Genomic DNA, 21278 nt, shown 5'->3' on the forward strand with positions numbered 1-21278 from the left:
CCCCTTTGCCACGCCCGGCCCGGGGGGGACCCCTGGCCCGGCGACCACGCCCCGGTCTTCTTCGGTCACTCTCCGTATCGGCAGGAGGTCCCGACGGCCTTAGAAATCGCAGAACGTGGTCGGAGGGGCGTCCGGTGCCGGGAGTGTGCTGCACTCGTGGCGTGAACCTGGCCACGATCATCGACCCGCACCCCGACGACGCCGTCGCCCTCTTCGACCGGAGCCACACGACCACCTACGGCGAGCTCCGCCGCCAGACGGGCGAGCTGCGGGCCGGGCTCGTCCGCCTGGGGGTGGAGCCCGACGACCGGGTGGCGCTCCTGGCCCCCAACAACTGGTTCTACGTGGTGTCGTACCTGGCGGCGCTGGGGGCGGGTGCCGCGGTCGTGCCCCTCAACCCCGCGAGCACGACGGCCGAGATCCAGCGGCAGCTCGCGGCCACGGGCGCGCGGGTCGCGGTGGTGGGGCCGAGTGGCCGCGAGGCGTTCGCCGGCGTCGACCGGGCCGCGGCCGGGCTCGAGCACGTGCTCGCGCCCGAGGGCACCCGCATCGACGGCGCCCTGACCCTGCAGGACTACTTCGACGTGCCGGGCGAAGGCGCGTCACCGGACGCCGTCGATCGCGCGCCCGACGACATCGCCGCCCTGCTCTTCACCGCGGGGACGGCCGGCACGCCCAAGGCCGCCGTCCTGACGCACGGGAACCTGCTCGCAAACCTCGACCAGGTCATGCGTCACCCCGGGCTCGCCGACCGACCCGACGACGTCGTGCTCGGCGTCCTCCCGCTGTTCCACATCTTCGGGCTCAACGTCGTGCTCGGCCTTGCGCTGCACGGCGGAGGCGCGGTCGCGCTCGTCGAGCGGTTCGATCCCCTCAGCTGCGTCGAGACCATCCGCGCCCATGGCGTCACCGTCGTCGCGGGCGCGCCTCCGATGTTCGAGGCCTGGAGCACGGCTCGGGGCATCGATGCCGACGCGTTCCGCACCGTGCGCATGGCGGTCTCCGGGGGCGCGCCGCTGCCCGTCTCCGTCTCGGAAGCCTTCGAGGCCCGGTTCGGCATTCCGGTGTGGGAGGGCTACGGCCTCACCGAGGCAGCCCCGATCGTGACCACGTCACTCGTGGGCGGCGAGCCGCGCAAGGGCTCGATCGGCGTGCCGCTGGCCGGCGTCGAGGTCCGGCTGGTCGACTTCGAGGGCGAGGACGCGCTCGAGGGCGACTCCGGGGAGATCTGGGTGCGGGGCCCCAACGTCTTCCCCGGCTACTGGCACGACGAAGAGGCAACTGCGGCGGCGCTCACGTCTGACGGCTGGTTGCGCACGGGCGACATCGCCGTGGTCGACGACGACGGCTACCTCTTCATCGTCGACCGAGCCAAAGACCTCATCATCGTCTCGGGCTTCAACGTCTTCCCCACCGAGGTGGAGGAGGCGCTGCTCGAGCATCCCGGCATCGCCGCCGCGGCCGTCGTCGGCGTCGAACACCCGCACTCGGGTGAGACCGTGACCGCGTTCGTGGTCGCCGAGCCCGGCCGCCACCTCGAGGAGGACGAGGTGATCGAGTTCACGGCCGAGCGTCTGGCGCGTTACAAGTGCCCGACCAAGGTCACGTTCGTCGAGTCGCTGCCTCAGGGACTCGTCGGGAAGGTGCTGCGGCGGGCGTTGCGGACGGGCGCACGGCAGTAGCAGGTGTCGTCGGTCGGTACGGCTCGGGCGGTGGGCGCCGTCCCGTGGCGACGAGGAAGCCGAGGAAGAGGACGGTGATCCCGGCCACGAGCGTGACGGCGAAGGCCTCCATCTCATCGAGCACGGAGTTGAGTAGCCCGCCCGCGCTGAGCACGAGCGTGCCGGCCGCGATCAACAGGTTGGCGACGAGCATCGGCCCCCTCCGGAACCGCCACGCGCTCCAGGCCGCGCCGCCGATGACCACCATCGCCCCGCCCCCCGACGCGACGGCAGCGAGCACGCGTGGCAGCACGCCGAACACGTCCTGGCCCTGGGGGAGCTGGTGGACCGGCACGGGCGCGCGCAGCGGCGCCACCACCAGCACGCCGGCCGCGAACGCCCCGGCCAGGCTCACCCCGACCGCGCAGACGTCGCCCCGCCGCTGACCGCCGAGCAGGTACACCGTGCCGAGGGCGAGGAAGGGAACGTTGAGGATGGCGCCGAAGAGAAAGAACAGCCGGAACGACCACTCGTTCCAGCCGTTGGCCGCGCCCGCGAGGAGACAGCCCGCGCCGAGGCTGAACAACAGGAGCGAGACGCTCCACGCCAGCTCGTGGCGCCTGCGCCCGGCCAGCCAGCGCTCGAACGTGGCCATGGCGAAGCCCAGGGCAACCAGAGCGGCGCCCGCCGCGAGCGCGGACTGCATCGTCACGATCGAAGCGTAGAGGTCGGAGCCGATCTCGGGGGAGGCGGCGGGACCGGCCGGCCCCGGAGGCCACAAGCAGGACCGCGCTCGTGGCTTTGTGAAGCGACGCACGAGGCGCTTAGGATCCAACCCGTGCCGGACCGGCCAACGACCGAGCCGAGCGGGGCCGGAAGTGCGGTCGACGCGAGTGGCGACGGAATCGTCTCGCGCCGCTCCCGGCGCATCCCCGAAGCGACCGTGGCCCGGCTGCCCGTCTACCTGCGCAGCCTGGTCGAGGTGGCCGAGACCAACACGGTGACGATCTCGTCCGAGCGGCTGGCCGAGATGGCCGGCGTCAACGCGGCGAAGGTCCGCAAGGACCTCTCCTACCTCGGGTCCTACGGCACGCGTGGCGTCGGCTACGACGTGGAGTACCTGCTGTTCCAGATCAGCCGCGAGCTCGGCCTCACCCAGGACTGGCCGGTCGTGATCGTCGGCATCGGCAACCTCGGCCACGCGCTCGCCAACTACAAGGGCTTCTCCGCACGCGGCTTCCGGGTGGTCGCGCTGGTCGACGCGGACAAGGGGAAGGTGGGCGAGCAGGTGGGTGGCATCGCCGTGCGGCACCTCGACGACCTGCCCGCGATCGCGGCCGCGGAGGGAGTGGCCATCGGCATCGTGGCGACTCCTGCGAGCGCAGCGCAGGATGTCGCCGACCGCCTCGTCGCCGCCGGCGTCACGTCCATCCTCAACTTCGCCCCGTCGGTGATCTCGGTGCCGAGAGGTGTCTCGCTCCGCAAGGTCGACCTCTCGATCGAGCTGCAGATCCTCTCGTTCTACCAACAGCGCCGCGCCGGGCTGCCCACGTTGCCCGATCCTGCAGAGGCCGCGGGCGTCGTGTGAACGCGCGGCGGAGCCCGGCCGCCCGGGCGTTCAGGCGTGTCGTCCGCCCGTCGATGTCCGACTCATGAGTGGCATCACCCGGCCGCAGTACCCGGTGAACCTGATCGTCGAGGACCGACCGTGCCTCGTGGTCGGCGGGGGGACGGTGGCCGCCCGCAAGGTCGAGGGCCTGCTGGCGTGCGGCGCCCGCGTGCACGTGGTCGCGCCCGGGGTCGGCGATGACGTCCGGGCCCTCGCGCCGCCCGCCTCGTTCGAGGTGCGGCCCTATCGTCGCGGCGAGGCGGGCTCGTACCGGCTCGTCATCGCCGCCACCGATTCGCCCGAGGTCAACCGGGCCGTGTTCACCGACGGCGAGCGCGCCGGCGTGTGGGTCAACGGCGCCGACGACCCCGAGAACTGCTCGTTCACGCTTCCGTCTGTCCTGCGCCGGGGCGCGTTGCTGGTCACGGTGTCGACGAGCGGGCGCAGCCCCGCGCTGTCGTCGTGGTTGCGGGCCCGCCTCGAAGCCGAGCTCGGGCCCGAGTACGAGACGCTCCTCGAGCTGCTGGCGACCGAGCGCGATGCTCTGCGAGCGGCAGGCCGGTCCCCGGCGGCGGCCGACTGGCGGAGTGCCCTCGACTCGGGGATGCTGGACATGATCCGCGAGGGTCAGTTGGTCAAGGCAAGGGAGCGCCTGCAGGCGTGTCTGTCGTCGTCGTCGGACTGAACCACCGCACCGTGTCGCTCGACCTGCTCGAGCGCATGGCTGTGCCCGAGGGACGCCTACCCAAGGCGCTCCATGATCTGCGCGGGCGCGAGCACGTCGCCGAGGTCGTCGTGCTCTCCACGTGCCATCGCACCGAGGTGTACGTGGTGGCCGAGCGCTTCCACGGCGCGGTGCAGGACATCCGCCACTTCCTCTCGGAGCTGGCGTTCGCGCCGCCCGAGGAGTTCAGCGACCGCCTCTACACGTATTTCGACGACGCGGCGGCGGCGCACCTGTTCGCGGTCGCGGCCGGCCTCGACTCGGTGGTGCTGGGTGAGAGCGAGGTGCTCGGCCAGGTGCGTGACGCGTGGGAGCAGGCGCGCGCCGAGGGCGCGACCGGCGCGCGGCTCGACGCGCTGTTCCGGCACGCGCTCGTCACCGGCAAGCGGGCCCGCTCGGAGACCGCGATCGCGCGCGGCACCACGTCGGTCGCCCAGGCCGCGGTGGCGATGGCCAATGCGCGCCTCGGTTCGCTGTCCGGGGCCCGGGTGCTCGTCCTCGGCGCCGGCGAGATGGGCGAGAGCATGGCCGTCGCCCTGTCGGGGGCGGGAGCCGCCGACGTCCTCGTGGCCAACCGCACGTGGGACAGGGCGCTCGCGTTGGCGTCGCGCGTCGGCGGGCGAGCGGTGGAGCTCGGGGGCCTGGCCGATGCCCTCCTGGAGGTCGACGTGCTGCTCACCTCGACGGGCGCGCCGGCCGTCGTCGTCGAGCAGGCCGACCTCGCTCCGGTGATGGTGGCCCGCTCGGGTCGCCCCCTGCTGATCGTCGACGTTGCGATGCCCCGCGACATCGACCCGTCGGCAGGTGAGCTGCCCGGGGTGACCCTGCTCGACCTCAACGACCTGCGCACGTTCGCGGAGGCCGGCCTCGGCGAACGTCGACGCGAGATCCCGCAGGTCCGGGCCATCGTTGCCGAGGAGGTGGCGCGCCACGCCGAGCACGTCACCGCCCGCCGCGCGGTGCCGACCGTCATCGCGCTGCGCGAGAGGGCGGAGGCGCTGCGTCTCGCCGAGCTCGAGCACTACCGCTCGAAGCTCCACGACCTCGACCCCAGCCAGCGCGAGGCGATCGAGGCCCTCACGCGCGGCATCCTCGCCAAGCTGTTGCACGACCCGACCGTGCGACTGAAGGACGCAGCCGGCTCGGCTCGCGGCGAGCGGCTCGCGGACGCGCTGACCGAGCTGTTCGATCTCTGACGATGCTCCGAGCCGCGACGCGCGGCAGCCCACTCGCCCGTCTCCAGACCGAGCTGGTGGCGACCGAGCTCGGCGTCGACGTCGAGGCGGTCGTCGTCGAGACCACCGGCGACCGCAATGTCGACGTCGCGATCTGGGCCATGGGTGGACAGGGCGTCTTCGTCACGGAGGTGCAGGCCGCGGTCCTCGACGGTCGGGCCGACATCGCGGTGCACTCCGCGAAGGATCTGCCGTCGTCCCCCACCGACGGGCTGGTGATCGCCGCCGTGCCCGGGCGCGGAGATCCGCGGGACGCTCTCGTGGGTGCCACGCTCGAGGGCCTGCCGGTCGGTGGACGGGTCGCCACCGGCTCGGTGCGCCGACGGGCCCAGCTCGCGCACCACCGTCCGGACCTCACGTTCGCGGGCCTGCGGGGGAACATCGAGACCCGCCTGCGCAAGGCCGCCGAGTTCGACGCCGCGGTCGTGGCTGCGGTCGCGCTCCAACGGTTGGGCCGCTCCGAGGTCATCGCCGAGCTGCTCGACCCCAGCGTGGTCGTCCCTCAGGTGGGGCAGGGCGCCCTGGCGGTGGAGTGCCGGGTCGACGACACGCGCACGCGCGAGCTGCTCGATCCGATCGAGCATCGGGCCTCGCGGGTCGCGGTCGACGCCGAGCGCGCCTGGCTGCGCGAGATCGGGAGCGGTTGCGACCTCCCCGTCGGTGCGCACGCGACCGTTGCCGACGACGGGACGATCACGTTGACCGCCATGCTCGGCACGCTCGACGGCCGGGTGCTCCTGCGTACCCGGGGCCGCGGCGACGACCCGTCCGAGCTGGGATCGCGTGTCGCGCGCGAGCTGCTCGACGGCGCGGGTGGCGCGGCTCTGTTGTCCGACCTCGCGCTCGAAGCTCCGGGCCCGTGACCGTCTACCTGGTCGGTGCGGGGCCGGGCGATCCGGGTCTGGTCACCGTGCGCGGCGCCGAGGTGCTGTCGCGCGCCGACATCGTCGTCTACGACCGGCTGTCGGTGAGCTCGTTGTTGGACCTCGCGCCCGAGAGGGCCGAGCGCATCAGCGTGGGCAAGGCGCGGGGCAAGGCGACCATGCCGCAGCACGAGATCAACGCGCTGCTCGTCGAACGCGGGCGCGCCGGCGAGGAGGTGGTGCGGCTCAAGGGCGGCGACCCGTTCGTGTTCGCGCGTGGCGGTGAAGAGGCGGCCGCGCTGCTGGCGGCCGGTGTCCCGTTCGAGGTGGTTCCGGGCATCACGTCGGCGGTCGCAGTACCGGCGTTCGCGGGCGTACCGGTGACCCACCGCGGCCTGTCCACGTCGTTCACCGTGGTCACCGGGCACGAGGACCCGTGGGCGGCCAAGGACACCGACTGGGACGCGGTCGCGCGCGTCGGCGGCACGATCGTCGTCCTCATGGGTGTGGCCACGCGCGGTGCGATCGCGGCGCGCCTGATGGAAGGCGGGCTGGCGGCGGACACTCCGGTCGCGGCCGTGCGCTGGGGGACGCGGCCCGAGCAGCGCACCGTGCGCACCACCCTGCGGGGGTTGGGTGCGGCCGCGCTCGAACCACCCTCGACCATCGTGATCGGCGCGGTGGCCGGGCTCGACCTGCGTTGGTTCGAGGCCCGCCCGCTGTTCGGCCGGCGCGTCGTCGTGACGCGCGCGCGTGACCAGGCGTCTGCGCTGACGGCGCGCCTCCGCATGGCCGGCGCCGACACGCTCGAGCTGCCCGTGATCCGCGTCGTCGACCCGTCGGACGACGGCGCCGCCCTGCGCGCCACCGCCGCCCGGGTGCACGAGTACGACTGGGTCGTGTTCACGTCGGCGAACGGAGCCGAGCGGCTCTGTCGAGAGCTGCGGGACGCGCGGGCGTTCGGCACGGCACGGGTCGCGGCGATCGGGCCGGGCACCGACGCTGCGCTCCGGCAGTGGGGCGTCGTCGCCGACCTGTTGCCGGCGCGCTTCGTCGCCGAGTCGATGGTCGAGGCGTTTCCTCCCGGCACCGGACGCGTGCTCCTCCCGCGCGCCGCGGTCGCGCGCGACCTGCTGCCCGACGGGCTCCGGGCCAAGGGGTGGACGGTCGAGGTGGTCGAGGCCTACCGCACCGAGCGCCCTCCGGTGAGCGACGCGATGCGCGAGACGGCGCGTTCCGCCGACGTCGTCACGTTCACCTCGTCGTCGACCGTCACCAACTACCTCGAGGCGGTGGGGTTCGACGCGGTGCCGGGCGTGGTCGCGTGCATCGGGCCGGTCACCGCCGACACTGCACGCCGCCGGGGCTTGCACGTCGACATCGAGGCGGTCGAGCACACCGTCGACGGCCTCGTCGATGCCCTCGTGGCTCACCTTGGGCAACAGCTGCCGGACCCGTAGCATGAGGAGGGTGAGCTTCCCGGCCCGTCGTCTCCGTCGCCTCCGGCGCACGCCCGCGCTGCGGCGTCTCGTCGCGGAGGCGGCCGTCAGCGTCGACGACGTCGTCGCCCCGCTGTTCGTGCGCGAGGGCATCGACGCACCCGAGCCCATCGCGTCGATGCCGGGGGTCGTGCAGCACACGCGCGAGTCGCTGCGGAAGGAGGCGCGCGAGCTCGCCGACCTGGGGCTGCCCGCGGTGATCCTCTTCGGCATCCCGGAGCACAAGGACGCGACAGGGAGCGGGGCATACGACCCGGACGGCATCGTGCAGGTGGCGCTGCGTGACCTGCGCGACGAGGTGGGCGAGTCGCTCGTCCTCATTGCCGACCTCTGCCTCGACGAGTACACCGACCACGGGCACTGCGGGATCGTGCGCGCCGGCCCCGGGGGCGCGACGGTGGTCGACAACGACGAGACCCTCGAGCTGTATGCGCGTATCGCGCTCGCGCAGGCCGACGCAGGCGCAGACATCGTCGCCCCCAGCGGCATGATGGACGGACAGGTCGGCGCCATTCGCGACGCGCTCGACGGCACGGGTTGCGACGAGGTCGCGATCCTGGCCTACGCGGCGAAGTACGCCTCCGCGCTCTACGGACCGTTCCGCGACGCGGTCGACGTGACGATCACGGGCGGCGGTGACCGCAAGGGCTACCAACAGGACTGGCACAACCGGCGTGAGGCGCTCGCCGAGGTCGAGCTCGACGTGGCCGAAGGCGCGGACATCGTGATGGTGAAGCCGGCTCTCGCGTACCTCGACGTCATCGCGTCGGTACGTGCGCGCTTCGATCTCCCGGTGGCGGCGTACCACGTCTCGGGCGAGTACGCGATGGTGAAGGCGGCGGCCGAGCGCGGGTGGCTCGACGGCCCCGCGGTGGCACTCGAGCACCTGACCGCGGTGAAGCGGGCCGGCGCGGACATCATCCTCACCTACTTCGCGCGCGAGCTGGCCGAGGGTGGGCTTGGGTAGCAGCCGCAACGAAGAGCTGTTCGAGCGCGCCTGCGGTGTCATCCCCGGCGGGGTCAACTCGCCCGTGCGCGCCTTCGGCAACGTCGGGGGCACGCCGTACTTCGTGTCCCGCGCCCAGGGCTGTCATGTGTGGGACGTCGAGGGCCGCCGCTACACGGATTACGTGCAGTCGTGGGGCGCATCGATCCTCGGTCACGCGCATCCCGCGGTGGTCGCTGCCGTGCAGCGCGCCGCCGCCGACGGCACGTCGTATGGCGCGCCGACCGAACGCGAGGTGCTGCTGGCCGAGGCCATCCGCGCGCGCGTGCCGAGCTGCGAACGTGTGCGGCTGGTCTCGAGCGGCACGGAGGCCACCATGTCGGCTGTCCGGGTGGCGCGTGGCTTCACCGGGCGCGATCGCATCGTGAAGTTCGCAGGTTGCTACCACGGCCACGCCGACCACCTACTCGCCGCCGCCGGCAGCGGTGTCGCGACCCTGGGGTTGCCCGGGTCGGCGGGTGTCACCGCGGCGTCGGTGGCCGACACGGTCGTGGCGCCCTACAACGTCGTCCCTGCCCTCGACGCGGCGGTCGCGTGCGTGATCGTGGAGCCGGTCGCGGCCAACATGGGCCTGGTCGCGCCCGTCCCCGGGTTCCTCGAGGGCCTTCGTGCCGCGTGCGACGCGGCAGGCGCGCTGCTGATCTTCGACGAGGTCGTCACGGGCTTTCGTCTCGGCCCGGGCGGCGCGCAGGCGCACTACGGCATCACGCCCGACCTCTCGTGCTTCGGGAAGGTGATCGGCGGCGGCCTGCCCCTCGCGGCGTTCGGCGGCCGGGCCGACGTGATGGCGGTGCTCGCGCCGGACGGACCCGTGTACCAGGCCGGAACGCTCAGCGGGAACCCGCTCGCCACCGCGGCGGGCCTCGCCGTGCTCGACCTGCTCGACGAAGCGTCCTACACGATGCTCGCGGGACGCGCCGCGCAGCTGGCGTCGTGGCTGACCGACGTGATCACCGAAGCCGGGCTCTCGGTGCAGGTGCCCCGCGTCGGGCCGCTGCTCGGGCTGTTCTTCGCGGAGGACCCGCCGGAAGACTACGAATCCGCGAAGCGCGCCGACGGAAAGCTCTACGCGCGCTTCTTCCACGCGATGCTCGATCGCGGCCAGGCGCTGCCGCCGAGCCCGTTCGAGGCACTCTTCCCGAGCCTCGCCCACACCAAGGAAGAGCTCGAGTACACCGCTGACCACGCCGCCGCGGCCGCGCGTTCGATCGCCTGACTTCGCGCGCGCGCTGGGTTCAGCCGAACAGGTCGAGCACCGCGGCGAGCCCGGGCCGCACCTCGTCGCCGTCGCCGTGCTCCCTCGGGAGGGCCCGGGCGGGGCGCCCGAAGAGGATCAGGCACACGAGCGGGAGCGCGACCAGCGCCAGGCGGGGCAGCGCGCAGCGGTCGACGTACAGGCTGACGCACCAGCGCTCGTCGACCTGTTCTCCGAGCACCAGGTCCTCGCGCCAGCACACCGCGACCTTGCCCCCGCCGGTCTCGAACAGCTCGAAGGTCTCGAGCCCACCGGGCTTGGGCCGCAGCGTGGCGACCGGCGCGCTGGTGCCGTCGCGCACGAGCACCTCAGGCGCGAGGAGGGTGCCCTGCGAGAGGTACGTCGCCAGCGCCTCGCCGTCGGGCGCCCTGGCGGTGAACGACCGGTCGGCCGCGTCGTAGGTCTCCAGGCTGAAGAGCGGGTCGCCGTCGAGGTCGACGCAGCTCAGGCGGGCCCGGCCGGCCCCGGAGGCCGCAAGCACAGCCCGGCCGTCCGGCTCGTGCTCGGGCACGACGTTCGCCTCGATGCGCCCTTCGTGGCCCTGGTAGACGATCGAGCCGCCCACGGAGAGGCGGCGGAGCACGAACGTCGACGTCCGGGTGAACGGCTCCTGGTTGGCCGCCCGGAACCCGGGGACGGCCGTGGGCGCGTCCTCGGGATCGAGCTCGGCGCCGCAGGATGGGCACCGCCGCTCCGCGTTCGACCACGATTTGTGGCACCACAGACACCGCACGACACCAGACTACGGGACCGGGTCGTGTCCAGGGTCAGGCGGCGGGCGCGAGCCTGGCGATCGCGGCGACGGCCCGGTAGGCCGCCTCGGCCGGGCCCAGCTCGTCCGGCCGCAAGAGGTTCGCCATGATGCGCAGCACCCATTCCATCAGCGTGCGCGAGTGCATGCCCGTGCCCACCAGGGCGCGCATGAGCTCCGGGCGGCCGATGATGCGGACGAAGGCGCGCGCCACCTTGAAGTAGAGGCCGTAGGTCTCCTTCAGGCGGACGTCGTAGGACCGGAGCGCGAGGCCGTCGCCGGAGGCGAGCGCCGCGTGCAGCACCTCGGCCGCGAGGCGACCGGTCTCGTACGCGTAGGCGATGCCCTCCCCGTTGAACGGGTTGATGGCGCCCCCCGCGTCGCCCACGACGAGCCATGTCGGGCCCACGTGGGGGCCGACCGACAGGCCCATGGGCAGGCGGCCACCGGTCGGCGGCCCGCACGACGTCTCCGGGCGGATGTCCCACGAGGCGGGCGCCCACGCGACGAAGTCGTCCATGAGCTTCGAGGTGTTGACCTCCTTCCACTGGTTGAAGGTCGACAGGAGCCCGATGCCGACGTTCACCCGGCCGTCGCCCACCGGGAAGATCCAGCCGTAGCCCGGCAGCACGTTGCCCGCCCGGTCGTGGATGTCGAGGTGCGACTCGATCCAGGGCTCGTCGTGACGCGGCGAGCGGAAGTAGCCGCGGATCGCCATCCCCTGCGGGTAGGAGCGGTCGCGCTGCGTCCCGAGCGATCGACCGAAGCGCGAGTTCGCCCCGTCGGCGACCACGACGAAGCGGCCACGCACCTCAGTCGTGTGGCCGGAGCCCTTGTCGGTGACGGTCGCGCCCCGCACCAGGCCGCGCTCGAGGACGGGCGCGACCGCCTCGCGACCGTCCCAAAGGGCGGCGCCCGCCTTCACCGCCCGCTGCGACACAATGTCGTCGAGGTCCTGGCGCGTGACGACGTAGCCGTGACGCGGGAAGCCGGGCGTGTCCGGCCACTCGAGCTCGAGGGTGCGGCCGAACGCGATCGACCGTAGGCCCACGAACCGGTGGTGATCGGCCAGCTGGGCGCCGAGGCCCATGTCGTCGAGCTGCTTGACGGCTCGCGGCGTGAGGCCGTCGCCACACGTCTTCTCACGCGGGAAGCACTTCTTCTCCACCATGACGACGTCGTGGCCGGCGTCGGCCAGCCAGTGGGCGCACGCCGCGCCCGAAGGCCCCGCCCCCACCACGACGACGTCGTGGAGCGGCACTACTTGAACGTCTCGCGTTCGTACAGGACGACGGCGTTGAGCTCTTCGGGCGACAGGGTGCTTGCAAACGCAGGCATCTTCCCCAGCTGGACGACGTGCTGGCCGCCAGGACGCGCGGGGTCGCCGTACGGCGTGCCCTTGGGCTTGGTCTGCGACCCCTCCTGGACCCACTTCACGTGATCGGCCTCGTTCGGGAAGGTCAGGAGCACCTGGCCGGCCAGCTTGGGGAAGTCACCCACGCCTTCACCGTTGGCGCCGTGGCAGCTGGCGCAGTTCGCGCTGAAGGTCCGGGCGCCGAGCTGGATGGGCGTGAGGCTCACGGCCCGCTGGGGCGGAGCCAGCGCCCCCACGTAGACGATGGCCCAGAACGGCAGGATGAAGAGCACCGGGAACATCCAGACCGGGATGCCGCTCCGGGGGCCGCGGGGCGCGACGTAGGTGGGCAGGGCCGCGGCCGGCTCCGCCTCCGCCCCGACCGGCGCTCCGTCCTCGCTCCCGGGCGCCGTGTCCGCCGCGGCGACCACGACCGGAGGGCTCGGCTCGCTCGACGGGGGTGGGGCGTCGCCCGAGGGGGGCGGGGCGTCGCTGCCTCCCGTGCCGAGGCCCAAGGCCTCGCGCCGTTCGCGTGACCGGCGCAGCAGGTACTCGGGAACTTCGGTCAACTCGTCCTCCGGCGGGGCTCAGGGGCGCTCCGGGGAAATCTATGCGGGCGCCCGAGATGTGGCCAAACACCACACAATCGGCCCCGCCGCGCCGATGTGCCTCCGGCGGAGGGGCCGTGCTAGAACGCCGGGTGTCCCCCGGTGCTGTGGGTCCTCGTTGTCCAGTAGAATGTGAGAGATTTCACGAGGAGAGAAGGGCACGCCTAAGTGTCGGCTGACCCAGGAGTCTCGGCTGTGAAGAGACACGCGCTGAAGCGTGAGTGGTGTGCCTCCGTCGTCGGGGCAGGCTGGGTCGTCCGCCCTGTTGTCGGGGCCGTTCTATGAACCTCTCTGCGGCGTTCTTCGTCTCCCTTGCCATGCTCGTGATCGGCATCGGGATCTGCATCCGGGTCGGCCGGCGCCGGCCCCCAGGCACGCCCTTCACGTGGGGCGAAGCCTTCCTCGCGGCGACCTTCGTCTTCGGCCTCATGCTGCTCGCCTACGGCGTCGTGCCGGACCAATGGCTGCGGTGGGCCGACAACCGACTGGTCTGGCGCTCCGACAAGCTGCTGCTCGCCGTCTCGTCCAAAGGCGTCAAGTTCGGCGACGCGGCCAAGACGTTCGGCGGCACCGGGCGCATCCTGATCACCTACCAGGCGCTGCGCGACATGATCGCGGCCGGCATCTACATCGTGATGCTCGGGGTGCAGATCGCGCTGTGGGCGATGTGGCAGAAGCGCGGACAGGTCAAGAGCACCGAGGTGGCGACCTCCGACTTCGGCCGTCCTCTGGTGAGGAGGGTCTGACGTGGCCAAGACCGACGCCAACCCGCCGATGCCCGCGTTTCCCGGCGAGTACGTCCTGCAGGAGATCGCGCCCGACGACCTCAGCAAGTCGGTGAAGCCGAAGCAGTTCCTCCACATCGACCAGTCCGAGTGCATCATGTGCGAGGGCTGTGTCGACATCTGCCCGTGGAAGTGCATCCACATGCTCGGCACCGACACGATCACCGAGGCGCTCAACACGATCGAGCCCGGCATCGACCCCGACGAGCACGTGGTGTTCGTAGTCGACGAGGACGTGTGCACCCGTTGCGGGCTCTGCGTCGACCGTTGCCCGACCGGTGTGATCATCATGGGCAAGGCCGGTGTCGCGCCGCGCGACGGCGACCGGCACCAACGCGACAACAAGCACGGCTACTCGTACGGCATGCGGTTCTAGAGACGGGGACGGCGGGTGGCACGACGCGGCAACGGAAACGGAAACGGCGGTGGCCGGCTTCGCCTCGGCGAGCGGGCGGGCGAGACGTTCGCCAAGGTGCAGGGCTCGCAGGCGTGGACGTCGATCTTCCGGCCCGGCTCGATCTTCCGCAAGGGCTACACCGACAGCCCGAGGAACCGGTCCTACGTCATCATGAACAGCCTGCTGTACCACCTTCACCCCGTGAAGGTGAAGCGGCATGCGGTGAAGGTCAGCTACACGCTTTGCCTCGGCGGCCTGTCCTTCTTCCTCTTCATCCTGCTCACGATCACGGGCATCTTCCTGATGTTCTTCTACAAGCCCACCGAGGCCCAGGCGTGGGACACCATCAAGCAGCTGCACACCGGCGTCGCGTTCGGCCTGCTCGTGCGCAACATGCACCGCTGGGCCGCACACCTCATGGTGCTCACCGTGTTCTTGCACATGGCGCGGGTCTTCTATCACGGTGCGTACAAGCCACCGCGCGAGTTCAACTGGGTGATCGGCGTGATCCTCCTCACGCTCACGCTGCTGCTGTCGTTCACGGGTTACCTGCTGCCGTGGGACCAGCTCGCGCTCTGGGCGGTCACGGTGGGCACGAACATGATGGGCTACACACCCGTGTTCGGGCAGCAGGTGCGCTTCGTCCTGCTGAGCGGAGTCGAGATCTCGAGTGAGACACTGCTGCGCTGGTACGTGCTCCACGTGTTGCTGTTCCCGTTCATCATCGTGATCTTCATGGCCATCCACTTCTGGCGCGTCCGCAAGGACGGCGGAATCTCCGGCCCGCTGTAGAGGGAGCGAGTTCCCATGGCCGAAGTACCCGAACATCTCCTGCGCCGGGCGAAGGAGCGGCGCGAGGCGCTCGCGGGCGCGGGCAAGCCGCCCGAGGAGACAGCTGCCCCGGGAGGGCAGCCCGAGGAGACAGCTGCCCCGGGAGGGCAGCCCGAGGAGCCCGCGGCCGAGCCCGCGCCTCCGGCCGAGCCCGCGGCGCCCGCGGCGAGCGCGCCCTCCGATCCCTCCGGCAAGATCCCCGCCCACCTCCTCGCCCGCAGCCAGGCGCGCAAGGACGCGCTGGCCGGTGGGGGCGGCCAGGGTGACGGTGGCGGCGGCGGTGCCGCCGCGACGAGCCCACCGCCCGCCGCCGCGGCAGCCGCGGTCGCAACCGCCACCGCCCCGGCGCCGTCCGGCCTGTCCGGGCCCGAGGGTCACACGCAGCGCCTGCTCACGGTCGTCAAGGCGGGCTCCATCCAGGACGTCAAGTCCGTCCCCACCGACAAGGTGCACGTGTGGCCGCACCTGCTCGTCGCCGAGTTCGTCGCCGCGCTGGCGATGACCGCATTCACGCTGGTGTTCTCGATCTTCGTCAACGCGCCGCTGCTCGAGACGGCGAACTACAACTTCACCCCCAACCCGTCCAAGGCGCCGTGGTACTTCCTCGGCCTGCAGGAGCTGCTGACGATGTTCCACCCGATGGTCGCCGGCGTGACCATCCCGGGCATCGGCATCTTCGGGCTGATGCTGGCGCCGTACAGCGACCGCAACCCCAGCCAGAAGCCCGAGGACCGCAAGTTCGCCATCGCCCTCTTCACCTTGTTCCTCATGTTCTGGGCTGTCCTCGTCATCATCGGCTCGTTCTTCCGAGGGCCCGGGTTCAACTTCACCTTGCCCTGGCGCGACGGCCTGTTCTTCGACCTGTAGATGAGGAGCCTCCCGTGAGCACAGGCACCATCCTCGGCATCGTGCTCGCCGGCGTCGCGCTGTTGGCGGTGATCCTGTTGTTCACCACCGCCCGCCGTCGTGACGAGAACCGCGCCGTCGGCCGTTTGTCGCGCGAGACGCGCACTCGCGATCGCAGTGAGAGCGCCGCTGCAGAGGCGCTCGGCGACCTCGAGCCGCCCCCGGTCATGACCGGGCGCGAGGTCGAGCGGGCCGCGGTAGCCGAGCGCCTCGAAGGCCGCAGGGTCGTGCTGCCCGCCACCACCGAGCCCCCGAGGCCGCCCGCGGTCCCGGTCGACATGGAGACGCTCGAGGTCACGCGCCGGCAGTTCCTCAACCGCGGTGTCGTCACCCTGTTCACGCTCGGGCTGGCGAGCTTCGGTGGGTCGATGCTCGCCTTCCTCTGGCCCACACTGTCCGGAGGCTTCGGCTCGAAGATCCGCGCCGGCACCCTCGAGGAGATCCTGGGCCAGATCGCGGACAAGAAGGAGCCCTTCTACGTCGCCGAGGGACGCTTCTACATCAACCCCTATCCGAAGGACGCGGTCGCCAAGGCCAAGGGCATCGCCGCGTACGCATCGGTGATCGAGGGCTATCAGGCCGGAGTGGTGGCGCTGTACCAGAAGTGCGTGCACCTCGGTTGTCGCGTGCCGTGGTGCCCGACGTCGCAGTGGTTCGAATGTCCGTGCCACGGCTCGCAGTACAACCGCGTCGGAGAGAAGAAGGGCGGTCCCGCGCCTCGCGGCCTCGACCGGTTCGTGGTCAGCGTCGAGGGCGGCGTCGTCAACGTCGACACCAAGACGATCATCGTCGGGCCGCCGATCGGCACCAACACCACGGGCCAGGAGGCGGAAGGTCCCCACTGCGTATGAGCGAGTACGGAAGCGCGGACCTCATCCTCGCGCTGTCGCGTCAGCAGCGGATCGGCCTCGGCGTCGCCATCGTCATGGTCGTCGGCTGGCTCGTCTACATCGTGGGCACCACCCGGCGCACCGCCGAGCCGGGGAGCGAGATCGAGCTCGCACCCAACCGCAAGCCCTATCTCGACGACGAGGGGCTCGAGGGGCCCAAGCTCACCAAGGCGCTCACGTGGGGCCTGGTGCTCATGGGCTTCATCGCCGTCGGGCTGCCCGTCTACTGGCTCCGCGAGCCGACCCGCGAGGCGGGGGGCGGCTTCGACCGGGGCACCGCCTGGTTCGAACGCAACGCCATCGAGCACGGCAAGAATCTCTTCGCGGCACCGCCCAAGGAAGGCGAGCCGGGCGCGCGCAAGGCGCACTTCAACTGCGCGCAGTGCCACGGCGCGGACGGCCAGGGCGCGGCGCGCACCTTCCAGCTCTCCGATCCGCTCAACCCCAACGCCCCACCGCGTCCGGTCTCGTGGGACTGTCCGCCACTGAACACGGTAACGCTCCGCTATCGCGACGACGAGATCCGCAACATCCTCGTCTACGGTCGGCCCGGCACGCCGATGCCCGCGTGGGGCGTCAAGGGTGGTGGGCCGATGAACGACCAGCAGATCGACGACCTCATCACCTACCTGCACAGCATCAGCATCGGCCCCGCAAAGGCCAAGGCCCAGGCCGACGCCACGCTCGCAGCCGCAAAGGCCAACCCCGCCAACGCGGGAAAGAGCGACGGACAGCTGCTGTTCGAGGGGTTTTGCGCCCGCTGCCACACGAAGGGGTTCTCCTACGGTGAGCCCGACGTGGCCGGCGGCGGCGCGTTCGGGCCGTCGCTCGTCGATGGCTCGACCGTGCGCCAGTTCCCCAACATCACCGCCCAGATCCTCTGGGTGAGCGAGACGGCCGAGCTCGGCAAGCAGTACGGGGTGCGCGGCATCAGCAAAGGCGTGATGCCGCACTTCAACGAGATGCTCAGCACAACCCAGATCAAGGCCATCGTCGACTACGAGCGGGGGCTCTGATGCGGTTCGTCCTCGCCGGCATCTCCTGGGATCCCAACATCCGCGGCGCGCTCGTGGTGCTGACCGCGATCGTCCTGCTCCCCGGCACCGTGTACATGGTCCTGGCCACCGACACCGGTGCCCGTCTGGGGTTGCTGCTCGCGCTCACCGGGCTCTTCGGGTGGATGTCGATCATGGGCATCACCTGGTGGGTCTACGGGATCGGCCTGAAGGGCCCACCCGCGGCGTGGAAGGTCAAGGAGGTGGTGCAGGGCAGCCTGGCCGACGCGCGCACGCCCGCGGTGGGCACCTTCCCGCGAGGCTGGAAGCAGCTGGCGCTCGAGGACAAGGAGGCCACCGAGGCGCTGGCCGCGTCCGACCCCATCCTGGTGCCACCGGCGGGCGAGCCGGGCCGCAAGTACTTCGATGCCGGCGGTTACATCGTCGTCGGCGCCTTCGATACCGGCGGCGAGCGCTACGGACCGTTCCACCTGCTGAACTTCCGGCCGTTCAACGTCCGCCACTCGCCGCACTACTTCGTGCTGCAGGTGCAACGGTCGTTCAAGCCCGAAGCCCTCCCGGGCCAGAGCGCGGCGGCGCCGAGAGCCGCCCCCGACGCGCCCGTGGTCTCGGTGATCCTGGTGCGCGACCTCGGTGCCCTCCGTCGTGAGCCCGCGCTCGTCGCGCTGTCCTCGATCGCACTGTTCTCGGTGTGCGCCTCGACGCTGCACCGTCGCGACAAGGAAGCCATGAGGGCGCGCGCCGAGGTCACGACCTGATGGCGCAGTACCTGCCGCTTCTCGCGATGTTCGTCCTGGCCGGGGTGTTCGCCGGGATCTCGTTCCTCGCGTCGGGGCTGCTCGCCCCCCGCCGCCCGACGGCGGCCAAGGAGGCGCCCTACGAGTGCGGGATCGTCCCCGACCGCGAGCCGCCCGAGCGATTCCCGGTGCGCTTCTACCTGGTGGCGATGATCTTCGTCATCTTCGACATCGAGATCATCTTCCTCTACCCGTGGGCCGTGATCTTCCGGCAGCTGGCGGCCTTCGGGCTCTGGGAGATGTTGGTGTTCGCGGCCGCGGTGTTCATCTCGTTCGTGTACCTGATCGGCAACGGCGTCCTCGACTGGGGGCCGGCGAAGCGCATCGCGTCGACGCTCGACCACGGTGCTTTCGCTTCGAGTCGCACGACCGAGACGACGGTCCGCCGGGTGGGGACGACGGGCCGGGGCGAGGCCGCGTAGCGATGGGCCTCGAGCAGCTCGACCACAGCTTCCTGACGGGCCGGGTGGAGGACCTCGTGAAATGGGCCCGGCGAAACAGCGTCTGGCCCGCGACCTTCGGGCTCGCGTGCTGTGCCATCGAGATGATGACCACCGGCGCCGCCCACTACGACCTGAGCCGCTTCGGCATGGAGATCTTCCGGGCCTCGCCCCGTCAGGCCGACCTCATGATCGTGGCCGGCCGGGTGAGCCAGAAGATGGCTCCGGTCCTGCGCCAGATCTACGACCAGATGATGGAGCCGAAGTGGGTCATCTCGATGGGCGTGTGCGCGTCGACCGGCGGCATGTTCAACAACTACGCGATCGTGCAGGGCGTCGACCAGATCGTGCCCGTCGACGTGTACGCGCCCGGATGCCCACCTGGGCCCGAGACGCTGCTCCACTCGATCCTCACGCTCCACGAGATGATCCGCACCGGCGAGATCACCCGGCGGAGGGAGGCCGGTGGCGGAGGCGCCGGCGTGCACGTCGAGCCCGCTCGCGTCGCCGTCGGGACTCCGAAGTAAGTGCCCGACGCGCCCACCCCCCAGGACGCGCCCGAGGAGGAGCCCGCGCTGGTGCGCGGCGCCCCCGCCTCGCTCTCCCACGGACAGCTCGTGCTGTTCCCGGAGCGCGAGAGCTACCTCGACCTCGTGCGCGCCCTCGCGGACGACGACGGCTACGCGATGTGCGTCGACCTGTGCGGCGTCGATTACCTGCTCAACGCCCACCGTGGCCTGCCCCCCGCCGTGGCGCCCGAGCGGTTCGAGGTGGTGGTCAACCTGCTCTCGCTCGCCGAGCACAAGCGCGTACGGCTGCGCGTCCAGGTGCCCGCCGCCGACCCCATCCTCCCGTCGCTGTTCGAGATCTATCCGGGCACCGAGGCGATGGAGCGCGAGACCTACGACCTGTTCGGCATCGTCTTCACCGGGCATCCCGACCTCACCCGGATCCTCATGCCCGACGACTGGGAGGGGCACCCGCTGCGCAAGGACTATGCGGTCGGTCGCATCCCCGTGCAGTTCAAAGCCACACCCGGGAACCCACCGACATGACCGAGCACCATGCCTCTCAGAAGCAGAGCGCAGCGAGGAGCGCAGGTCCCATGTGGGAGATCGGTGCAGCGGCCGAGGGACGAGGCACGGTGGACCAGTGACCGAGCACCATGCCTCTCAGAAGCAGAGCGCAGCGAGGAGCGCAGGTCCCATGTCGCAGATCGGTGCAGCGGCCGAGGGACGAGGCACGGTGGACCAGTGACCGAGCACCGCAGCGCAGCGAGGAGCGCAGGTCCCATGTCGCAGATCGGTGCAGCGGCCGAGGGACGAGGCACGGTGGACCGATGAGCGACCTCGTCCAGGAGACAGCCGAGGGAGAGCAGGAGATCCGCCCGCGCTCGGCCACGGAGGTCGCCGAGCGCCTGCGCGAGCAGGGTGCGGTGCTGCGCGTGCCCCACCTCCCCGACGACGTCGATTCCGCGCTCACCGACGACGAGACGATGATCATCAACATGGGGCCGCAGCACCCCAGCACGCACGGCGTGCTGCGCCTCATGCTCGAGCTCGACGGTGAGACCGTGCTCCGCACGAAACCCGTCATCGGCTACCTGCACACCGGGATGGAGAAGACCGGTGAGGAGCTGACCTACCTGCAGGGGGGCACCAACGTCACGCGCATGGACTACCTCTCGCCTCTCCACAACGAGCTCGTGTTCGCGCTCGCGACCGAGAAGCTGCTCGACATCGAGGTGCCGCCGCGGGCCACGTGGATCCGCATGCTCATGACCGAGCTCAACCGGATGTCGTCCCACTTCACCTTCCTCGCCACCAACGGCATGGATCTCGGGGCGACGACGATGATGATCTTCGGTTTCCGCGAGCGCGAGAAGCACCTGCACTTCTTTGAGAAGGTGTCCGGCCTGCGGATGAACTGCAACTACATCCGTCCCGGCGGCGTGGCCGCCGACCTGCCCGACGGTTGGCGCGACGACGTGCTCCACCTGCTCGCCGAGCTGCCCGACGAGCTCGCCGACTACGACACGCTCTTCACGGGCCAGACCATCTGGCAGGAGCGGAGCCAGGGCGTCGGCGTGATCAGCGGCGAGGAAGCCATCGCGCTCGGTGTCACCGGGCCCATCCTGCGCGCCGCGGGCGTGCCGTGGGACCTCCGCCGGGAGATGCCGTACTGCTTCTACGACCAGGTCGACTTCGACGTCGTCGTCGGCACCTACGGCGACACGTTCGACCGCTACGCGGTGCGAATCAACGAGGTGCGCGAGTCGATGCGCATCGTCCAACAGATCCTCGAGCGCATGCCGCCGGGCGACTACCGGCTGCAGGACAAGAAGGTGACCCCGCCGCCACGAGCGCGCATCGACGAGTCGATGGAGGCGCTGATCCACCACTTCAAGCTCTTCACCGAGGGCTTCAAGGTGCCGGCCGGCGAGGCGTACGTCGCCATCGAGTCGCCCCGCGGCGAGCTCGGGTGCTATCTCGTCTCCGATGGGAGCGCCAACCCCTACCGTCTGCACATCCGGGCGCCGTCGTTCGTGAACCTGCAGACGCTCCCGCACCTGATGCGCGGTGGCTTGATCGCTGACGCCGTCGCCATCATCTCCTCCGTCGACCCGATCATGGGCGAGGTCGACCGCTAGC

Annotated in this window: 23 protein-coding genes; 19 read left to right on the forward strand and 4 right to left on the reverse strand. The window is 71.1% G+C overall.

Going from position 1 to position 21278, the window contains the following annotated elements; translation table 11 throughout:
• The first annotated feature begins 5 nt into the window (after positions 1-5).
• Complete coding sequence (locus E6G06_02575; protein ID TML93383.1) at positions 6-1682, forward strand: long-chain fatty acid--CoA ligase; 1677 nt, start codon at positions 6-8, stop codon at positions 1680-1682.
• On the opposite strand, the gene E6G06_02580 is transcribed toward E6G06_02575, so the two are convergent.
• The gene (locus tag E6G06_02580) at positions 1603-2373 is read right to left on the reverse strand and encodes a hypothetical protein (GenBank protein ID TML93384.1); all 771 of its coding nucleotides are present in this window, start codon (positions 2371-2373) and stop codon (positions 1603-1605) included. The genes E6G06_02575 and E6G06_02580 overlap by 80 nt on opposite strands.
• Positions 2374-2565: 192 nt before the next feature.
• Between E6G06_02580 and E6G06_02585 the strand changes: the two genes are divergently transcribed.
• The 7 genes from E6G06_02585 to hemL all read left to right on the forward strand — a co-directional run bounded on the left by E6G06_02585 (position 2566) and on the right by hemL (position 9813).
• Positions 2566-3249, forward strand: coding sequence for a redox-sensing transcriptional repressor Rex (locus tag E6G06_02585; GenBank protein ID TML93455.1), 684 nt, complete (start codon positions 2566-2568; stop codon positions 3247-3249).
• A gap of 64 nt (positions 3250-3313) precedes the next feature.
• Entirely contained in the window at positions 3314-3955 is a 642-nt protein-coding gene (locus tag E6G06_02590; protein ID TML93385.1) for a bifunctional precorrin-2 dehydrogenase/sirohydrochlorin ferrochelatase, read from the forward strand.
• Complete coding sequence (locus tag E6G06_02595; protein ID TML93386.1) at positions 3733-5190, forward strand: glutamyl-tRNA reductase; 1458 nt, start codon at positions 3733-3735, stop codon at positions 5188-5190. The genes E6G06_02590 and E6G06_02595 overlap by 223 nt, the downstream gene beginning before the upstream one ends.
• A gap of 2 nt (positions 5191-5192) precedes the next feature.
• Positions 5193-6092: a hydroxymethylbilane synthase gene (gene hemC, locus E6G06_02600; GenBank protein TML93387.1), complete on the forward strand. Its 900-nt coding sequence runs from the start codon at positions 5193-5195 to the stop codon at positions 6090-6092.
• Entirely contained in the window at positions 6089-7552 is a 1464-nt protein-coding gene (gene cobA / locus E6G06_02605) for a uroporphyrinogen-III C-methyltransferase (GenBank protein TML93388.1), read from the forward strand. The genes hemC and cobA overlap by 4 nt, the downstream gene beginning before the upstream one ends.
• A 1-nt stretch (position 7553) precedes the next feature.
• The gene (gene hemB, locus E6G06_02610) at positions 7554-8558 is read left to right on the forward strand and encodes a porphobilinogen synthase (GenBank protein TML93389.1); all 1005 of its coding nucleotides are present in this window, start codon (positions 7554-7556) and stop codon (positions 8556-8558) included.
• Positions 8551-9813, forward strand: coding sequence for a glutamate-1-semialdehyde-2,1-aminomutase (hemL, locus tag E6G06_02615; protein ID TML93456.1), 1263 nt, complete (start codon positions 8551-8553; stop codon positions 9811-9813). The genes hemB and hemL overlap by 8 nt, the downstream gene beginning before the upstream one ends.
• A gap of 19 nt (positions 9814-9832) precedes the next feature.
• Here hemL and E6G06_02620 read toward each other — a convergent pair whose 3' ends face one another.
• Genes E6G06_02620 through E6G06_02630 form a run of 3 tightly spaced genes read right to left on the reverse strand, consistent with a single transcriptional unit; the run spans position 9833 to position 12526 of the window.
• Complete coding sequence (locus E6G06_02620; GenBank protein ID TML93390.1) at positions 9833-10585, reverse strand: hypothetical protein; 753 nt, start codon at positions 10583-10585, stop codon at positions 9833-9835.
• Between the two features lie 34 nt (positions 10586-10619).
• On the reverse strand, positions 10620-11864 hold the full coding sequence (locus tag E6G06_02625; GenBank protein TML93391.1) for a geranylgeranyl reductase family protein: 1245 nt from the start codon (positions 11862-11864) through the stop codon (positions 10620-10622).
• Positions 11864-12526, reverse strand: a complete 663-nt coding sequence (locus E6G06_02630) for a cytochrome c (protein ID TML93392.1) — start codon at positions 12524-12526, stop codon at positions 11864-11866. The genes E6G06_02625 and E6G06_02630 overlap by 1 nt, the downstream gene beginning before the upstream one ends.
• 320 nt (positions 12527-12846) lie before the next feature.
• Between E6G06_02630 and E6G06_02635 the strand changes: the two genes are divergently transcribed.
• From E6G06_02635 to E6G06_02685, 11 genes are all read left to right on the forward strand, one after another.
• Positions 12847-13311, forward strand: coding sequence for a hypothetical protein (locus tag E6G06_02635; GenBank protein ID TML93393.1), 465 nt, complete (start codon positions 12847-12849; stop codon positions 13309-13311).
• A 1-nt stretch (position 13312) separates the two neighbouring features.
• Positions 13313-13726 carry a 4Fe-4S dicluster domain-containing protein gene (locus tag E6G06_02640; protein ID TML93394.1) on the forward strand — a complete coding sequence of 138 codons (414 nt, stop codon included), beginning with the start codon at positions 13313-13315 and terminating at the stop codon, positions 13724-13726.
• 96 nt (positions 13727-13822) lie between these two features.
• Positions 13823-14539 (forward strand): DUF4405 domain-containing protein, encoded by a 717-nt coding sequence (locus E6G06_02645; GenBank protein ID TML93457.1) that lies wholly within the window; start codon positions 13823-13825, stop codon positions 14537-14539.
• A gap of 15 nt (positions 14540-14554) precedes the next feature.
• Positions 14555-15445 carry a menaquinol-cytochrome c reductase cytochrome b subunit gene (locus tag E6G06_02650; protein TML93395.1) on the forward strand — a complete coding sequence of 297 codons (891 nt, stop codon included), beginning with the start codon at positions 14555-14557 and terminating at the stop codon, positions 15443-15445.
• Positions 15446-15651: 206 nt separating this feature from the next.
• Positions 15652-16335, forward strand: coding sequence for a Rieske 2Fe-2S domain-containing protein (locus tag E6G06_02655; protein ID TML93458.1), 684 nt, complete (start codon positions 15652-15654; stop codon positions 16333-16335).
• Entirely contained in the window at positions 16143-17390 is a 1248-nt protein-coding gene (locus tag E6G06_02660; GenBank protein ID TML93396.1) for a c-type cytochrome, read from the forward strand. Before E6G06_02655 ends, E6G06_02660 begins: the two co-directional genes overlap by 193 nt.
• The gene (locus E6G06_02665) at positions 17390-18148 is read left to right on the forward strand and encodes a hypothetical protein (GenBank protein TML93397.1); all 759 of its coding nucleotides are present in this window, start codon (positions 17390-17392) and stop codon (positions 18146-18148) included. Before E6G06_02660 ends, E6G06_02665 begins: the two co-directional genes overlap by 1 nt.
• Positions 18148-18609, forward strand: coding sequence for an NADH-ubiquinone/plastoquinone oxidoreductase chain 3 (locus tag E6G06_02670; GenBank protein TML93398.1), 462 nt, complete (start codon positions 18148-18150; stop codon positions 18607-18609). The genes E6G06_02665 and E6G06_02670 overlap by 1 nt, the downstream gene beginning before the upstream one ends.
• Before the next feature lie 2 nt (positions 18610-18611).
• Positions 18612-19154 (forward strand): NADH-quinone oxidoreductase subunit B, encoded by a 543-nt coding sequence (locus tag E6G06_02675; GenBank protein ID TML93399.1) that lies wholly within the window; start codon positions 18612-18614, stop codon positions 19152-19154.
• Between the two features lie 48 nt (positions 19155-19202).
• Positions 19203-19682 carry an NADH-quinone oxidoreductase subunit C gene (locus E6G06_02680; GenBank protein TML93459.1) on the forward strand — a complete coding sequence of 160 codons (480 nt, stop codon included), beginning with the start codon at positions 19203-19205 and terminating at the stop codon, positions 19680-19682.
• A 284-nt stretch (positions 19683-19966) separates the two neighbouring features.
• Entirely contained in the window at positions 19967-21277 is a 1311-nt protein-coding gene (locus tag E6G06_02685; protein TML93400.1) for an NADH-quinone oxidoreductase subunit D, read from the forward strand.
• The last annotated feature ends 1 nt before the right edge of the window (position 21278 follow it).

It is taken from the genome of Actinomycetota bacterium, from assembly GCA_005888325.1.
In the GTDB taxonomy this organism is placed as follows: domain Bacteria; phylum Actinomycetota; class Acidimicrobiia; order Acidimicrobiales; family AC-14; genus AC-14.

Bases quoted from the DNA above. Each gene is read 5' to 3' on its own strand.
- E6G06_02590 (TML93385.1), top strand. From the start codon at position 3,314: ATGAGTGGCATCACCCGGCCGCAGTACCCGGTGAACCTGATCGTCGAG.
- hemC (TML93387.1), top strand. From the start codon at position 5,193: ATGCTCCGAGCCGCGACGCGCGGCAGCCCACTCGCCCGTCTCCAGACC.
- hemB (TML93389.1), top strand. From the start codon at position 7,554: ATGAGGAGGGTGAGCTTCCCGGCCCGTCGTCTCCGTCGCCTCCGGCGC.
- E6G06_02635 (TML93393.1), top strand. From the start codon at position 12,847: ATGAACCTCTCTGCGGCGTTCTTCGTCTCCCTTGCCATGCTCGTGATC.
- E6G06_02650 (TML93395.1), top strand. From the start codon at position 14,555: ATGGCCGAAGTACCCGAACATCTCCTGCGCCGGGCGAAGGAGCGGCGC.
- E6G06_02655 (TML93458.1), top strand. From the start codon at position 15,652: ATGACCGGGCGCGAGGTCGAGCGGGCCGCGGTAGCCGAGCGCCTCGAA.
- E6G06_02660 (TML93396.1), top strand. From the start codon at position 16,143: ATGTCCGTGCCACGGCTCGCAGTACAACCGCGTCGGAGAGAAGAAGGG.
- E6G06_02665 (TML93397.1), top strand. From the start codon at position 17,390: ATGCGGTTCGTCCTCGCCGGCATCTCCTGGGATCCCAACATCCGCGGC.
- E6G06_02670 (TML93398.1), top strand. From the start codon at position 18,148: ATGGCGCAGTACCTGCCGCTTCTCGCGATGTTCGTCCTGGCCGGGGTG.
- E6G06_02675 (TML93399.1), top strand. From the start codon at position 18,612: ATGGGCCTCGAGCAGCTCGACCACAGCTTCCTGACGGGCCGGGTGGAG.
- E6G06_02685 (TML93400.1), top strand. From the start codon at position 19,967: ATGAGCGACCTCGTCCAGGAGACAGCCGAGGGAGAGCAGGAGATCCGC.